At 58.7% G+C, this 16,503-nt stretch carries 13 protein-coding genes; 6 read left to right on the forward strand and 7 right to left on the reverse strand.

Translation table 11 applies throughout. The annotated features are described in order from the left end of the window. Window positions 1–1,440, forward strand: a 1,440-nt coding sequence (nuoN, locus tag ACIQVE_RS01145; RefSeq protein WP_402803710.1) for an NADH-quinone oxidoreductase subunit NuoN, incomplete at its 5' end; no start/stop codon positions are given. A gap of 146 nt (window positions 1,441–1,586) precedes the next feature. Here nuoN and ACIQVE_RS01150 read toward each other — a convergent pair. Further along, a complete protein-coding gene (locus ACIQVE_RS01150; protein ID WP_402804036.1) occupies window positions 1,587–2,051 on the reverse strand; it encodes a GNAT family N-acetyltransferase in 465 nt (154 codons plus the stop codon). A 564-nt stretch (window positions 2,052–2,615) separates the two neighbouring features. Here ACIQVE_RS01150 and ACIQVE_RS01155 point away from each other — a divergent pair. After that, a complete protein-coding gene (locus ACIQVE_RS01155; RefSeq protein WP_402803713.1) occupies window positions 2,616–3,941 on the forward strand; it encodes an OprD family porin in 1,326 nt (441 codons plus the stop codon). A 208-nt stretch (window positions 3,942–4,149) separates the two neighbouring features. On the opposite strand, the gene ACIQVE_RS01160 is transcribed toward ACIQVE_RS01155, so the two are convergent. The 5 genes from ACIQVE_RS01160 to ACIQVE_RS01180 form a co-directional block, all read right to left on the reverse strand. After that, entirely contained in the window at window positions 4,150–4,482 is a 333-nt protein-coding gene (locus ACIQVE_RS01160; RefSeq protein WP_402803715.1) for a DUF2790 domain-containing protein, read from the reverse strand. 66 nt (window positions 4,483–4,548) lie between these two features. After that, window positions 4,549–4,752: a co-regulatory protein PtrA N-terminal domain-containing protein gene (locus tag ACIQVE_RS01165; protein WP_402803717.1), complete on the reverse strand. Its 204-nt coding sequence runs from the start codon at window positions 4,750–4,752 to the stop codon at window positions 4,549–4,551. A 235-nt stretch (window positions 4,753–4,987) separates the two neighbouring features. Next, window positions 4,988–8,134 carry a CusA/CzcA family heavy metal efflux RND transporter gene (locus tag ACIQVE_RS01170; RefSeq protein WP_402803719.1) on the reverse strand — a complete coding sequence of 1,049 codons (3,147 nt, stop codon included), beginning with the start codon at window positions 8,132–8,134 and terminating at the stop codon, window positions 4,988–4,990. 15 nt (window positions 8,135–8,149) lie between these two features. Further along, complete coding sequence (locus ACIQVE_RS01175) at window positions 8,150–9,343, reverse strand: efflux RND transporter periplasmic adaptor subunit (protein ID WP_402803721.1); 1,194 nt, start codon at window positions 9,341–9,343, stop codon at window positions 8,150–8,152. 49 nt (window positions 9,344–9,392) lie between these two features. Beyond that, a complete protein-coding gene (locus tag ACIQVE_RS01180) occupies window positions 9,393–10,640 on the reverse strand; it encodes a TolC family protein (protein WP_402803723.1) in 1,248 nt (415 codons plus the stop codon). Window positions 10,641–11,175: 535 nt separating this feature from the next. On the opposite strand from ACIQVE_RS01180, the gene ACIQVE_RS01185 reads away from it, so the two are divergent. The 4 genes from ACIQVE_RS01185 to ACIQVE_RS01200 all read left to right on the forward strand — a co-directional run bounded on the left by ACIQVE_RS01185 (window position 11,176) and on the right by ACIQVE_RS01200 (window position 14,321). Further along, the gene (locus ACIQVE_RS01185) at window positions 11,176–11,850 is read left to right on the forward strand and encodes a heavy metal response regulator transcription factor (RefSeq protein WP_402803725.1); all 675 of its coding nucleotides are present in this window, start codon (window positions 11,176–11,178) and stop codon (window positions 11,848–11,850) included. After that, entirely contained in the window at window positions 11,847–13,244 is a 1,398-nt protein-coding gene (locus ACIQVE_RS01190; RefSeq protein ID WP_402803727.1) for a heavy metal sensor histidine kinase, read from the forward strand. Before ACIQVE_RS01185 ends, ACIQVE_RS01190 begins: the two co-directional genes overlap by 4 nt. Window positions 13,245–13,593: 349 nt before the next feature. After that, window positions 13,594–13,947, forward strand: coding sequence for a type II toxin-antitoxin system Phd/YefM family antitoxin (locus ACIQVE_RS01195; protein WP_402804038.1), 354 nt, complete (start codon window positions 13,594–13,596; stop codon window positions 13,945–13,947). Beyond that, a complete protein-coding gene (locus ACIQVE_RS01200) occupies window positions 13,944–14,321 on the forward strand; it encodes a type II toxin-antitoxin system VapC family toxin (RefSeq protein ID WP_402803729.1) in 378 nt (125 codons plus the stop codon). Before ACIQVE_RS01195 ends, ACIQVE_RS01200 begins: the two co-directional genes overlap by 4 nt. 390 nt (window positions 14,322–14,711) lie before the next feature. Here ACIQVE_RS01200 and ACIQVE_RS01205 read toward each other — a convergent pair whose 3' ends face one another. Then, the gene (locus tag ACIQVE_RS01205) at window positions 14,712–16,454 is read right to left on the reverse strand and encodes a carbohydrate ABC transporter substrate-binding protein (RefSeq protein ID WP_402803731.1); all 1,743 of its coding nucleotides are present in this window, start codon (window positions 16,452–16,454) and stop codon (window positions 14,712–14,714) included. Window positions 16,455–16,503 lie beyond the last annotated feature (49 nt).

A 16,503-nucleotide genomic window follows, 5' to 3' on the forward strand; every position in this document is an offset into this window, starting at 1 on the left:
ATTGCGCTTGCGCCACTGTTGATCACCAGCCTCACCATTATCGTGGTGATGCTGGCAATCGCCTGGCGCCGCAACCACTCGCAGACCTTCCTGATTTCGGTGGCGGGTCTGAACCTGGCCCTGTTGTCGATCCTGCCTGCTTTGAAAGTCGCGCCTCTGGCCGTGACCCCATTGCTGCAGATCGACGCCTTCGCTTGCCTGTACATGGCACTGATCCTGGTCGCCACCCTCGCCTGTGTCACCCTCGCCCACGCCTATTTGGGCGATGGCGGTTCGGGTTACCCGGGCAACCGTGAAGAACTGTACCTGCTGATCCTGATGTCCGCACTTGGCGGGCTGGTTTTGGTCAGCGCGCAGCACCTGGCCGGCTTGTTCATCGGTCTGGAACTGCTCTCGGTGCCGGTCTATGGTCTGGTGGCTTACGCCTTCTTCAACAAGCGTTCGCTGGAAGCCGGCATCAAATACATGGTGCTGTCGGCCGCCGGTTCCGCGTTCCTGTTGTTCGGTATGGCGCTGTTGTACGCAGACGCCGGCTCGCTGAGCTTCACCGGTATCGGTCAGGCACTGGCCGCGACTGGCCTGCCTAGCCCGCTGGCACAACTGGGCCTGGGCATGATGTTGATCGGTCTGGCGTTCAAGCTGTCGCTGGTACCATTCCACCTGTGGACGCCGGACGTGTACGAAGGTGCTCCGGCACCGGTTGCCGCGTTCCTCGCGACTGCTTCCAAGGTTGCCGTGTTCGCGGTGATGGTGCGTCTGTTTCAGATCTCCCCTGCTGCAAGCAGTGGCGTACTGAGCGACGTGCTGAGCGTGATCGCCGTCGCCTCGATCCTGTTCGGTAACCTGCTGGCCCTGACCCAGAGCAACCTCAAGCGTTTGCTCGGTTACTCGTCCATCGCGCACTTCGGCTACCTGCTGATCGCACTGGTGGCGAGCAAGGGTCTGGCGGTGGAGGCCATCGGCGTTTACCTGGTCACCTACGTGATCACCAGCCTCGGCGCGTTCGGCGTGATCACCCTGATGTCCTCGCCGTACAACGGCCGTGACGCGGATGCCCTGTACGAATACCGCGGCCTGTTCTGGCGCCGTCCGTACCTGACCGCCGTACTGACCGTGATGATGCTGTCCCTGGCCGGTATCCCGCTGACTGCTGGCTTCATCGGCAAGTTCTACATCATCGCCACCGGTGTCGAGTCGCACCAATGGTGGCTGGTAGGTTCGCTGGTACTGGGCAGCGCCATCGGCGTTTTCTACTACCTGCGCGTGATGGTCACCCTGTACCTGATCGAGCCGAACCTGCGTCGTCACGATGCGCAACTGCACTGGGAACAGAAAGCAGGCGGCGTGATGCTGCTGGCGATCGCCCTGGTTGCGTTCTTCCTCGGCGTTTACCCGCAGCCATTGCTGACACTGGTTCAGCAGGCGGGTCTGGCGGGCTGATTGCTCTGGCGGATTTAGCGGCAAATGGAAACGGCACCTTCGGGTGCCGTTTTTGTTTTTGTCGAATTTACGCAGCGGAGAAGAACCTGTGAAGAGGGAGCAATCACCCTCTCCACACAGTCAGTACCAGACGTTCATGATCGACATCACAGTTTTTTCATCATCGGTACGCACGCCAATTGCAGACCCGAAGGCGATTGATAAACCGCACTGCCCTCTCCGACATAACCACAGCGCCGATAGAAATCGACTGCATTCAAAGTTGCGTCGAGGCATACCTCTGTCAACCCCAGATCCCGCGCCATATCTTCAAGAAAATGCAGGACGCGTTTGCCCAGACCGCAATGCATAAAATCTGGACGGATAAAGATTGCACCGATTTCGCAGTGTTCCAGATCCAACATGCCTGTTGCCACAGGCTCACCCTCGATGCAGACCAAATAAAAGTGCTTGTGCATGAGCGTGTCATAACCGTCCTCAGCCGAGCCTTTAGTCCAGTCGAGCATCTGCTGCTCGCTGTAGGCTCCGATGCATTGATGCCGGATCGCCAGTCGGCGAATGTCGAACGCTATTTGAGCATCGCTTGGGGTAGCCCTTCTGATCTCGAACATTTCTCTCTCCTTGAGCCATGTGCAGATGGAAAATGAAAAAGCCCCGTCCATCTCTGGCGGGGCTTCTGGTACACGTCAAAACAATCACGTATGACCTTATGGCCCGCCGGAAGCGGTCATAGCGGAGCACATCATGTTCATTCGGCGTTGGGTATTCATGGCTGGATAGTGCTGTGAACTGTTCCGACACGTCAATTGCGATGTGACCTTCGAAAAGTAAAGGCCACTTCTGCACACAGGTGTTCTATCAGACCCACCCTGATCAATGTGGGAGTGAGCCTGCTCGCGATGGCGTCGGCAGATTCAACATCTTCATTACCTGACACACCGCTATCGCGAGCAGGCTCGCTCCCACAGGTTTCAGTGGTGTTCGTAAGCCCGCGTACACCCGCGTGACTTGGCGTTCCTGCCACATGACGAAATTGTAATTCCCCCATCACCCTCGCGTTATCCGCAGCTTGCAACGATGTGACCCGGCGACCAATGCCGGCGGGCCTTTGCCCGTCGAACAATAAAACCCACGCCGAAGCACGTTCCTGTTCTGCCGAACCCAAGGAGTGATTGATGGTTAACAATACAAAAATGTCGATGGCCGCTTTAGCAGTAGTGGTCGGCTCCGGGCCGTCCATGGTGTTGGCGGAAGAAAAACCTGAGGGCTTTGTTGAAGGCAGCAGCCTGACGGTGCTCAACCGCAACTTCTACTTCAATCGTGACGACCGCAACGGCCAGTCCAGCCCAACCGGCAATGGTTACTCCGAAGCCTGGGCGCATGCGGTGATCAGCAAGTTCGAATCCGGCTTTACCCAAGGCACCGTCGGGTTCGGTGTTGACGCGTTCGCGATGATCGGTTTGAAGCTGGATACCGGAGACGGCCGCAACGGTGGGCGTAGTTCGTTTGACGTATTGCCGGTGAACAGTGACGGTGAGGCTCGGGACGAATACAGCAAGGTAGGTGGCGCCGCCAAGGTACGGGCTTTCGATACGGTGGTCAGGGTCGGTGACGTGTTCCCGGCCAACCCGGTGGTCGCCGCCGGTGACTCCCGTTTGCTGCCTGAGAGCTTTCGTGGTGTCACGGCGACCAACACCAGTATCGAAGGTCTTTCAGTTCAGGGCGGTCGACTGCATGCGATGAGCCAACCGGTGTCGAGCGACATGCGCGAGAACTTCGCTACCTTCTACGCCGGCCCGGTCAATTCGCCGTGGATCGCTTATGGCGGCGGCGACTATGTGCTGAACCAAAACCTCAGTTTCAGCCTGTATTCCAGTCGCCTCAAAGACGCCTGGAATCAGTATTACGCAGGCACCGCGTGGACGTACCCGCTGTCGGATGACCTGTCGCTGTTTGGTGGTTTGAATTACTACAGGGCGGTCGACGAAGGCAAACGACTGCTCGGCGAGTTCGATAACAACATCTGGAGTGGCCGCGTTGGCGTGAAACTCGGCGCCCATTCCGTGGCCCTGTCGCACCAGCGCAACAACGGTAACGACGACTTCGATTACTTGCGTCAGTCCGACTCGATCTTCCTCGACAACTCCATCCAGTACAGCGACTTCAACTCGCCGAAAGAGCGTTCATGGATGGTGCGCTACGACCTCGACATGACCACCTACGGCGTGCCGGGTTTGTCGTTCATGACCCGCTACGCCCGCGGCACCGGTGCCGACTATTCCAACGCCAACGCCGTGTACATGCGCCGCGATGCCGAGGGCAATCCGCTGACGGACCAGAAGCGTTGGGAGCGTGACGTTGAAGTCAAATACGTGGTGCAGAGCGGTTCGTTGAAAGACTTGTCGCTGCGTTTGCGCCAGGCCACAACCCGCGCCACGGCGTTCGAGTCGGATCTGGAGGAAGTGCGGGTGATTGTCGAGTATCCGCTGGCGATTCTTTAGGTTTTAACGTCTCCACCATTCACCTTTAGAAGCTCCTTGCTCCTTTGGAAAGAGGTGAATTTTTGGCGTCCTTCGGGACGCCTTTTTTATGCCTGCCTGAAATGCATTCCCCTGTAGGAGCTGCCGAAGGCTGCGATCTTTTGATCTTGCTTGTAAAAACAGAATCAAAAGATCGCAGCCTTCGGCAGCTACAGGGATTAGGTGTTGGTTATCCACCGCTGTTCCGGCAGGCACCCGCCACGCTGTATTTGAGGGTGTTGAGTTGGCCTTCGGAGTCTTCGTAGGTCATGGCGGTGGGGACTACCGAGCACGCGGGCTGCGGCTTCACAACGCTGACTATTTTCACCACATCCAGCTTCATGCCGTATTCGTATTCCTTCACCACTGGCACCGCTTTGCCCTGGTTGGCGGCGTACTGCGCCATGGCTTTGGCGTTAGCGCTGAATGCGCGCTCAAACGTGCGATCACCGCCACCTTCAGCCAGCACGTTCAGCGACATCGCCATCACGGCGGCGAACGTCATCGACTTGATCAACTTCATGTTAAAACCTCCATAAAAAAGCCCGGCATCGATGCGCGATGTCGGGCTTGTTGCAGTGCGACACGCTTACAGGTCTTGGGTTTTGTCGTCTTTCTTGTCATTGACAACGACCGGATTACCAGCGGCCTGCTCCCGGGCTACGAACAGCTCCACGGAGCGGTTGTTGGCGGTCATCATTTTTTCGAAAGTGCGGTCACCGCCACCTTCGGCCAGGGCCAGGGAAGACATCACTAACGCTGCGGTGAAGGCACTGATCTGAGCGAATTTCATGTTTGATTCCTCGTTTAAGTAGCTGACGGGATCAAGGTAACAAGGCGAACCTATCGGGACGGTGGCGGGCGAATTACATATTCGTTATCTGGCCTTACCCACCACTGCGCGTCCTGCGCAATACCTGTGGCGAGGGGATTTATCCCCGATGGGTCGCGCAGCGGCCCCAAAAAAAGCAGGCCTGCTGCGCAGTCCATCGGGGATAAATCCCCTCGCCACAAGGTTGTGTTCACAATCAGGTGGGAATTGTGTCCTCATCCCGGCGATGGGCGAGTTGGTATAGCGCCGGCAAAATCAGCAGCGTGAGGATCGTCGAGGACAGAATTCCACCGATCACTACCGTTGCAAGTGGGCGTTGCACCTCTGCGCCAGTACCGGTCGCGAGTGCCATCGGAATGAAGCCCAGCGATGCCACCAACGCCGTCATCAACACTGGCCGCAGGCGTGTCAGCGCACCGACGTTGATCGCATCGGTGAGAGACCGTCCCTCCTCGCGCAAATTGCGGATAAACGCGATCATCACCAGCCCGTTGAGTACCGCTACACCGGACAGCGCGATGAATCCGACTCCGGCAGAGATCGACAGCGGAATATCCCGCAACCACAGCGCCATCACCCCGCCGGTCAACGCAAACGGAATCCCGGTAAACACCAGCAAACCGTCCTTCAGGTTGTTGAACATCATGAACAACAACCCGAACACCAGCAGCAACGCCACCGGTACGACGATCTGCAAACGCTTTGCCGCCGATTGCAGTTGCTCGAACTGCCCGCCCCAACTGGTCCAGTAACCTGCGGGCACCTGCACGTCGCGCTCGATCACTTCGCCCGCCTCGGCAACGAACGAACCGATATCGCGCCCGCGCACGTTGGCGCTGACGATCACCAGGCGCTTGCCGTTTTCGCGACTGACCTGGTTCGGCCCGAGCACCAGATCAAGGCTGGCGACTTCTTGCAACGCGATGAAGCCAATCTGATCGGCCGCGCCGTTAATCGCGGGCACCGGAATCAACAGCGCCGACAAACCGTCGATGTCTTTGCGCATCGCATCGGACAAACGCACCACCATATCGAAGCGACGATCGCCTTCATACAACGTCCCGGCCTGACGTCCGCCAACGGCCACGGCAATGGTGTCCTGCACATCACCGACGTTAAGCCCATAGCGCGAAGCCTTGTCGCGATCGATGTTGATGGTCAGCACCGGAAGACCAGTGGTTTGTTCGACCTTGACCTCGGACGCGCCGCTGACCTTCTGCATGGCCGCCGCAATCTTCGTGGCGGTTGCATTGAGCACGTCCATGTCATCGCCGAACACCTTCACCGCCACATCACTGCGCACGCCGGAGATAAGTTCGTTGAAGCGCAGTTGAATCGGCTGCGACAGCTCATAATTGCTGCCCGGTAACGTCGCGGCGGCGGCTTGCAGTTCAGCCATCAGGGTTTCGCGGGACTTGTCAGGGTCCGGCCACTGCTCTTTCGGCTTGAGCATCACGTAGCTGTCGGAGATGTTCGGCGGCATCGGGTCGGAGGCGATTTCGGCGGTTCCTGTGCGGGCGAACACACGCTCGACTTCCGGCACTTTCGCCAGAATCAGCGTTTCCAGTCGCTGCTGCATGTCCACCGATTGCGTCAGGCTGGTGCCCGGTACACGCAAGGCCTGCAAGGCGAAATCGCCCTCGCTGAGGCTCGGCACAAACTCGCTGCCCATGCGGCTGGTCAGCACGCCGCTGAGCACGATCACGCCCAACGCCGCGCCGATTGCCACGGCACGATGACTCATAACCCAGGCCAGCGCTGGCGCATAAACACGACGCGCGCCGCGCATCACCATGCCCTCTTCTTCCTTGACCTTGCCAGTGACGAACAGCGCAATGGCCGCAGGAACAAAGGTTACCGAAAGCAGCATGGCGCCGAGCAACGCAATGACCACGGTGAACGCCATCGGGTGGAACATTTTCCCTTCGACGCCGCTCAAGGCGAAGATCGGCAGGTACACGACCATGATGATCAACTGACCGAAAATTAGTGGTCGCCGCGCCTCTTTCGCCGCCGCAAACACGTCATGGAATCGCTCGGATCGCGTCAGCAATCGCCCGTGACGCTGCTGCGCATGAGCCAAGCGGCGCAGGGTGTTTTCGACGATCACCACCGCGCCGTCGACGATAATGCCAAAGTCCAGTGCGCCCAGACTCATCAGGTTGGCGCTGACCTTGTTGCTGAACATGCCGGTGAAGGTGAACAGCATCGACAGCGGAATCACCATCGCGGTAATCAGCGCTGCGCGGATGTTGCCGAGGAACAGGAACAGAATCGCGATCACCAGAATCGCGCCTTCGATGAGATTTTTCTTCACCGTGGCAATGGCTTTGTCGACCAGGTGCGTGCGGTCATAAACCGTCACCGCGATCACGCCTTTGGGCAGGGATTTGTTGATCTGTTCGAGCTTGCTGGCAACCGCTTGCGACACGGTGCGGCTGTTCTCGCCGATCAACATGAACACCGTGCCGAGCACCACTTCACGGCCATTTTCCGTCGCCGCGCCGCTGCGCAGTTCGCGACCGATTTCCACGGTGGCAACGTTCTTGATGCGGATCGGCGTGCCGTCGACATTGGCCATGACAATGTTGGCGATGTCCTCGGTACTCGCCACTTGCCCCGGTGCGCGAATCAGCAATTGCTCGCCGCTGCGCTCGATGTAACCGGCGCCGACGTTGGCGTTGTTGCGCTCAAGTGCAATGACCAGATCAGTAAGGGTCAGCTTGTACGCGGCCAGCCGTTTCGGGTCCGGCGCAATCTGATATTCCTTGGCGAAACCGCCGATGGTGTTGATCTCGGCGACACCCGGCACGTTGCGCAATTGCGGCTTGATGATCCAGTCCTGAATCACCCGCAGATCGGTCGGCGTGTAGGGTGTGCCGTCGTCCTTCAACGCCCCTTCCTGCGCCTCGACCGTCCACAGGAAAATCTCGCCGAGGCCGGTGGAAATCGGCCCCATCACGGCTTCCGCACCTTCGGGCAATTGCTCCTTGGCGATCTGCAAACGCTCGTTGACCAGTTGGCGGGCGAAAAACAGGTCGGTGCCGTCCTTGAAGATCACCGTGACTTGCGACAACCCCGAGCGCGACAGCGAACGGGTCTGTTCCAGCGCCGGCAAACCGGCCATGGCGGTTTCAATCGGGAAGGTGATGCGCTGCGAGGTTTCCAGTGGCGAGAACCCGGCTGCACCGGTGTTGATCTGTACCTGGACGTTGGTGATGTCGGGCACGGCGTCGATCGGCAGTTTTTGATAACTGGCGATGCCGAGGCCGGCCATGAGCAGAACGGCGAGCAGCACGATGTTGCGCTGCTCGATGGCAAACTGGATCAGGCGTTCGAACATGGGAGTCTTCCGGGATCAGTGACTGTGCTCGGCTGAGGCTTTGCCCAGTTCCGATTTGAGGACGAAGCTGCCAGCGCTGGCGATTTGCGCGCCCGCATCCAACCCTTGAGTGATTTCCACAAAACCGCCTGCGCGACTGCCCAGTTCCACCGCTTGCGCCTTGAAACCATCGTCGGTGCGCACGAACACCGTGGGTTTCTCCTCGACGGTCTGGATGGCGTTTTCCGGCACGGCGACGTTGGCCTGGCGGCTATCGGTGGCCACCAGCGCGGTCACGAACAAGCCGGGCCGCCACGAACCCTGCGGGTTTTCCAGGGTGACGCGCACGGTCGCGGTGCGCGTCTGCTCGCCGAGCAGACTGCCGACGTAGGCCACGCTGCCAGTGACTTGCGCATTCAACTCCGGTGCGATGACGGTGACCGTTTTGCCCACCTGCACCTTGTTCAGATCCTTGGGCGAAACGCCGAACGTCACCCAAACTCGCGACAGATCCGAGAGGGTGAACGCCGCCGTGGATTCATCAACCACCTCCCCCGGCGTCAAGTGTTTTTCCACCACAACACCGTCGAACGGTGCGCGCAGTTCATAGCGATTACCGCCCGTGGCGACCACGCTGCCGCTGAGCACGCTGATCTTTTGTCGGGCGTTGCTCACGGCGATTTCTGCCTCTTCCAAGGTTTGGCGCGCCTGAAGGAAATCCTGCTCGGCGGAGATCTTGTCCTGCCACAGCTTCTTCTCGCGTTCATAGGTGGTGCGGGCCAAGGCCAAACGGCGTTGCGCGGCCGCCTGTTCACTGCGTTGATCGGAGATCTGCTGACTGGCAATCACCGCCAGCAACTGGCCCTTCTTCACTGATTGACCGAGGTTGACCGACACCGACTCGACCACTCCGGGAACACGCGGCACCACGTGGGCGGTACGGTCTTCGTCGAAGCGTACTTCGCCGGGAAACGGCAAGCGGAGGCTGATGTTCTGCGCCCCCGCCTCGGCCAGTTGAATGCCGGCGGCGGCGATCTGTTCGGCGTTCAATTCAATGTGCCCTTCTTCGCCGTGGTCGTCGTCAGCGGCCGCGCCTTCTTCGGCATGATCGGCATGTTCGGCCGCTTCATCGGCGTGGGCATCGATGGACGCATTACCCGGCCACATCGAACCGATGCCGATACCCAGCGCCAGGGTTGCCGCAGCGACCACAATCAATTTTTTATCCATGGAAACTCCTCTGCGCCGTGCCATCGCGCAGTGTTCAGAAAGATGAAATTCAACGGCTGACGGCGAGGTCGCCGAAGATCCGTTCGATGCGTACGCGAGCGTCGGTGGCTTCGCTGACGGCCTGGGTGTATTGGCTGCGCGCACTGATCAAGGTGCGTTGCGCATCGAGCACGTCGAGGAAGCCGAACTTGCCCATTTCGAATCCGCGGGTGGCGCTGTCGACGGCACTTTGCGCGGCCGGGAGGATGGTCTGATTGAACGCTGTGACTTCGCCGTTGGCGGTCTGCCATTGCTCAAGGCTGGTCTGGATTTCGGTGCGCAAACGCAGCTCGGTGGCGTTGCGCAGATCCCGCGCCTGATCGCTGCGACGCGCTGCCGTCAGCACGTTGCCCTGATTGCGATTGAACAGCGGAATCGGCATCGACAGCCCGACCACATTGACCCTCTCGCGCTCGGTTTCGCTGTATTGGCTGCCGATGCTGACGGTGAGATCGGGTATTCGCTGCGACTTCTCCAGACCCAACGAGGCTTCGCGCTGATCGATCTGCAATTTGGCCAGACGCAGTTCAGCGGTTTCGTTCAAGCGGTCCAACAGACGGCTCGGCGGTGGCACTGCGGGCATGTTCGGCGTGGCTGTTTGTACGCTGGTCGAGGTCGGCAACGGTGCGCCCATGACCTGCGCCAATTGCTGATAAGCGTTGGCCTGATCGCGTTCGGCGCGACTCAGTTCCAGACGCACTTCGGACAGTTGCACCTGCGCCCGCGTACCTTCGACCGGCGATGATTTGCCGGCCTCGATGCGACCCTGCGCCACGCGCAAACCGTGCTCGGCCAGTTGCATGGATTGGCGTGACAACTGCGAGCGCTGCTGCGCGGTCTGGGCGTTGTTGAACGCCTGAATTACGTCGGCGCGCAAGGCATTGCGTTTGCGCTCCAGTTCGATACCCGCGGCGTCCTGGGCGCGGCTGGTGACGTCGATGCGGGCGCCGCGTTTGCCGCCCAGTTCGATCGGTTGGCTGAGCATCACCGTGGTGGTGCGCGAGTTGCGGCGGGTGTCTTCGGCCTCCCACGAAACCTCCGGGTTGGGGATCAACCCCGCCTGTTGGCGATCACCCTCGGCGATGCCGATTTCCCATTGCGCGGCCGCCAGATCGGGGTTGCCGGCGAATGCCGTTTGCAGGGCTTGTTCGAGGGTCAGGGTCGAGGCGTGCACAAGGCTGGTACTGGCCAACAACAGGATGCCGATGGCGGTTTTTTTCAGGCGTGATCGCGCCGTCAGTTCGGTTAAACCGGGCAATGGAAGACTTCCTTCAATTAAGGATTTTTCGATGCGCCACGGTAGGGTTTTGAACTTATCGACAAGGTGACTGGAACATTACAAATCCGTTATCCACGGTGGGGCGAAGTTGTTTTGTTTTAGGATGCGAAGTGCGAGCGGTGTTATTGCAATACATGGAAACAAATGCGGATTAGTTGTCTGCCGAACAGCACTTGTGTGAACCGAAGTTATGGGATTTTGGTGGGTCGCGCTGCGACCGACTGTCGCGGACCACTGGCTTAGAGCGTTTTGTCGTTGACCCTATAGCCGCTACAACCTTTATTGTGCCGCCTCCCCTCACCCCAGCCCTCTCCCGGTGGGAGAGGGAGCCGACCGAAGTGCATGGCGTTATATATCGACCTGTTAAATCAAGTCGATTATGGATTCAGTAAATTTGTTTCACGTCGGCGTAGTTCTGAAATATCCAGCGCTCAGTCCCCTCTCCCTCCGGGAGAGGGTTAGGGTGAGGGGCCGCCTTAATTAAATATCCATTAAATAAAAGTGGTGATAGATCATGCGAATCCTTGTCATCGAGGACGAGCTTAAAGCTGCCGAATACTTGCATCAGGGTTTGACCGAAAGTGGTTATATCGTCGACCACGCGGCCACCGGCGCCGACGGTTTGCATTTGGCGCAACAACAGGTTTATGACGTGATCATTCTCGACGTCAATCTGCCGGCACTCGACGGCTGGGGCGTGCTGGAACAACTGCGGCGCACCCACTCCACGCGGGTGATGATGCTCACTGCGCGCGGGCGTCTGGCCGACAAGATTCGAGGACTTGATTTGGGCGCCGATGACTATCTGGTCAAGCCCTTCGAGTTTCCCGAACTGCTGGCGCGGGTGCGTACCTTGATGCGCCGCAGCGAAAACATTCCGCAGCCGCAGGTGCTGAAAGTCGCCGACCTGGAACTCGACCCGGGGCGCCATCGCGCATTTCGTGGCGAGCAGCGCATCGACCTGACCACCAAGGAATTCGCCCTGCTGCATTTGCTGATGCGCCAGTCCGGCGAAGTGCTCACCCGCACGCAGATCATTTCGCTGGTGTGGGACATGAATTTTGATTGCGACACCAACGTGGTCGAGGTGTCGATCCGGCGGTTGCGGGCGAAGATCGATGACCCGTTCGAGCACAAGTTGATCCACACCCTGCGCGGCGTCGGTTACGTGCTGGAGGCGCGGGAATGAAGCCCGCCAGTCTGTCGATGCGCCTCGGTTTGACCGTCAGTGTGCTCGGCGCGCTGCTGGTGGTGTTTCTGGCGATCCTCGCCTATTTCGCTCTGACCCATGAGCTCAATGCGCTGTCCAGAGACAGCCTGAAAAAGAAAATGGAGCAGGTTGAACACAGCCTGACGTTGTACGCCGACACTGGCGAAATCGGCGCTAAACCGCACATCCTGCTCGATCAGGTCATGGGCCATGACAACCTCACGCTGACGATTTACGAACGCAGCAATTTGCGCACGCCGTTGCTCAAGTCCGGCACTGGCATGGCCGATTCGCGTATTGAATTGAGGGCTGTGCGGGCGATTACTGACGACCTGGCTTACTCCAGCAGCACCGATACCGAGGGCGCGCAATTCCTCACCGCGTCGAGGCTGATCAGCCTCAAGGACGGCACCCGCGTGCCGGTACTGCTGTCGATGGACAACGCCCACGATGAAGCCTTGCTCAGTGCCTATTTGCGCTCGACGCTAGTGGCTTTGCCGTTGCTGCTGATCTTCATCGGCCTGACCGCTTGGGGCGCAGTGCAACGGGGGTTGGCGCCGATGCGCGAGTTTCGCAAAGTGGCGGCGATGGTCTCGACCCAGGATCTGGATCATCGGCTGTCGGTGGTGAACATGCCGCAGGAGTTGAGCGAACTGGCGCAGGGCATCAACTTCATGCTGCATCGCCTGGATGCGGGGGTGCAGCAGCTATCGCAGTTCTCGGATGATCTGGCGCATGAGTTGCGCACACCGATCAATAACCTGATGGGCAAGGCACAGGTGACGCTGTCGCGCGAACGCACAACAGAGGAATACAAGGACGTGCTGGTCTCGTGCACCGAAGAGCTGGAGCGCGTGACGCGGATTGTTTCGGACATGCTGTTTCTGGCGCAGGTGAGCCACCCGTCGGCGCTGGCGCCGTTTGATGCTGTGGCGCTGGAAGAGGAGGCGTCGAAGGTGGCCGAGATGTTTTCACTGTCGGCGCAGGACAAGCAGATTCATTTGAACGTGGTCGGCAGTGCCTCGGTGATGGGCGACCGGTTGATGATTCAGCGGGCGATATCGAATCTGCTGTCCAACGCGCTGCGCCATTGTCCGTCCGGAAAAACCGTGACGCTGCTGATCGAACAAGGCGCGACGCAGACTTCACTGCTGGTGAGCAATCCCGGTGCGGGGATCGAGGCGCAGCATCTGCCCCATCTGTTTGATCGCTTCTACCGCGTAGACAGCAGCCGCTCGCGCTCGCAAGGCAGCACAGGGCTTGGGCTGGCGATTGTGCGCTCGATCATGAGCCTGCATCAGGGGGTGGCCGACGTGAAGAGTTTGCCGGGGGCGATGACGGTGTTTCGACTGGGTTTCCCGACCGCCGAGTGATCCGTGCAAGAGCCGCCGCAGGCTGCGATCTTTTGCTTTTAAAGATCAATATCAAAAGATCGCAGCCTTCGGCAGCTCCTACAAATGTTGTGTACGCCGCGACGGTTCGGTGGGATTTGGGTCATTTGTACGACTTTTTACCGATACGCACCCATCCTCCCACAAACGCCGAAAGCTCTCGCCGCAACCTCCGTTTCGTCCTACAGCCATAACCTGTGAATGGTTTTATTGTGGATGCCTTCGGGAGGGAATATCAGAGCGAGGAAGGATGATGAAACGAGACATCTTTTGGGAATTGGTTGAGGGCGTCGATACCATGGCAGCCAGCCGGCAGAGCAAAATCAAGCAGATGCCATACACAAGTGGTCGTACCGCCCTGTCACCTGTCTACGCGGGACATCGACGCGATTTTGCGGACCTGCAATATTCTGGCTATATTTGTCCAGAATACGGGGGAGACATGATGATCATCGTTCCGTTGGCTGAAGCCAAAAACAATCTATCCAAACTCGTCGATGACGCGGCAGCGGGACAGGTCATCACGATTGCCAAACATGGTCGTGCGCTAGCCCGTCTCGTCCCAATGGGAAAAACCAGCGGTCAACGCATAGGGGCAATGAAAGGAAAACTGCTGCTACCAGAGGATTTCGACGCCCCATTACCTGACGACATGCTCGATGCTTTTGAGGGCACCCAGGCATGAGGATTCTGCTCGACACGCACATTCTGCTCTGGACACTCAGTGATGACGCCAGACTTTCCGGCAAAGCCAGAAAGCTGATTGAAAACGCTGCCGATATCTACATCAGTACTGCCACCTTCTGGGAAATGGCAATCAAGGTAGGACTCGGAAAGCTGAACGTTGATCTCGAGGAAATTCGGCAGTACTGCATCGAGAGTGGTTTTATCGAACTACCGATAACTTCCGAACACGCCATCGCCGTGAAAGATCTCGAGCACCATCATCGCGGTCCGTTCGACCGCCTTATCGTTGCAACTGCAATGACCGAACCGATGAAACTCCTCACTGCTGATCCATTGGTTGCCCGATACACAGATCTGGTTGTTCTAGTTTAGTTCGGGCTCAAAAAACAGGTGAACACCACCGGCACCTGTGGCTGGCTTGCACGCGATGGCGTCAGATCAGGCAACATCATTGTTGAATATGAGGCCGCCATCGCTGGCAAGCCAGCTCCCACAGTGATCCCGGGTGTACCCGACATTTGTGAACACCACTGAAACCTGTGGGAGCCAGCCTGCTGGCGATGGCGGTGGATCAGTCGATATTTTTGTTGTTTGACACTCCGCCTTCGCGAGCAAGCTCGCTCCCACAGTGATTTCGATTTGACTCAGGTTTTATGAGTACCGCAGACCCAATGTGGGAGCGAGCTTGCTCGCGAAAGCGGTGGATCGGGCAGTAAAAAAAACGGCACCTTTCGATGCCGTTCGCTTTTCACGGTCCAAATATCACTTACGCGCATCCGCCCACGATTTCAGCAGTTCGTTGTAGCTCACGGTCTCGCCCTTCGGCTTCTCGTTAGCCAGTTTCGGTTTCGGTGCGCCCGGCTGGTCGAACCAGTATTGCGCGTCGCGTTCCGGGTTCATTTTCGGTGCGCAGGTGGCCTGGGCCTTGGAGCGTTCGAGGCGGGTCATGATCGCGTCCTGATCCTTGGCCAAGCCATCAAGCGCCTGCTGCGGAGTCTTCTCGCCGCTTGCCGCTTCGGCGATGTGGCTCCACCACAATTGCGCCAGACGCGGATAGTCCGGCACGTTGGTGCCGGTCGGCGACCATTGCACGCGGGCCGGGCTGCGATAGAACTCGACCAGGCCACCGAGTTTCGGCGCCAGATCGGTCATCGCCTGCGAGTTGATGTCCGACTCGCGAATCGGTGTCAGGCCGACGATGGTTTTTTTCAGCGAAACGGTTTTCGAGGTCACGAACTGCGCGTACAGCCACGCCGCGAGTTTCTGTTTCTCAGGCGTAGACTTCATGAAGGTCCACGACCCCACGTCCTGATAGCCGAGCTTCATGCCCTCTTCCCAATACGGGCCTTTAGGCGACGGCGCCATGCGCCACTTCGGCGTGCCGTCGGCGTTGACCACCGGCAGGCCCGGTTTGGTCATGTCGGCGGTGAACGCTGTGTACCAGAAGATCTGCTGGGCGATGTTGCCCTGCGAGGGCACCGGGCCGGACTCGGAGAAGGTCATGCCCGCCGCTTCCGGTGGCGCGTAGGCCTTGAGCCAGTCGACGTATTTGGTGGTGGCAAAAACTGCCGCCGGACCGTTGGTGTCGCCGCCACGGGTCACGCTGGAGCCGACCGGATGGCAGTCCTCGACGCGAATCCCCCACTCGTCCACCGGCAAACCATTGGGCAAGCCCTTGTCGCCGCCACCGGCCATGGAGAACCAGGCATCGGTGAAACGCCAGCCCAGCGACGGATCTTTCTTGCCGTAGTCCATGTGCCCATAAACGCGCTTGCCGTCGATTTCCTTGACGTCTTCGCTGAAGAATTTGGCGATGTCTTCATAGGCCGACCAGTTCACTGGCACACCCAGCTCGTAGCCGTACTTTTCCTTGAACTTGGCTTTCAGGTCGGCACGCTCGAACCAGTCGGCGCGGAACCAGTACAGGTTGGCGAATTGCTGGTCGGGCAATTGATAGATCTTGCCGTCTGGCGCGGTGGTGAACGAGATGCCGATGAAGTCCTTGAGGTCGAGGGTCGGCGAGGTGAAGTTCTTGCCTTCGTTGGCCATCAGGTCGGTGATCGATTCGGTCTTACCGTAGCGAAAGTGCGTACCGATCAGGTCCGAGTCGTTGACCCAGCCGTCATAAATATTCTTGTCGGACTGCATCACAGTCTGCATTTTTTCCACCACGTCGCCTTCTTGCAGCAGGTCGTGGGTGAGCTTGATCCCGGTGATTTCAGTGAAGGCCTTGGCCAGCACCTTGGACTCGTATTCATGGGTGGTCAGGGTTTCCGAAACCACCTTGATGTCCATGCCGCGAAACGGCTCGGCAGCCTTGATGAACCACTTCAATTCTTCGAGCTGCTGTTCGGCCGTCAGGGTCGACGGTTTGAATTCGCTGCCGATCCACTTTTTCGCAGCGTCTTCGTAGGCATCGGCCCAGGCAGATGCGCTCAAGCCGCTGAGTGCCAGCATGGCTGCCAATGAAATGCTATGTCGCAGCTTATTGTTTTTGTCGAACATAGAGACCTCCTGTTTAAGTTGTGGAGCAGACGCTTTACGTGAGCTCGTC

This window comes from Pseudomonas sp. NPDC098747 (genome assembly GCF_044760045.1).
Lineage (GTDB): Bacteria > Pseudomonadota > Gammaproteobacteria > Pseudomonadales > Pseudomonadaceae > Aquipseudomonas.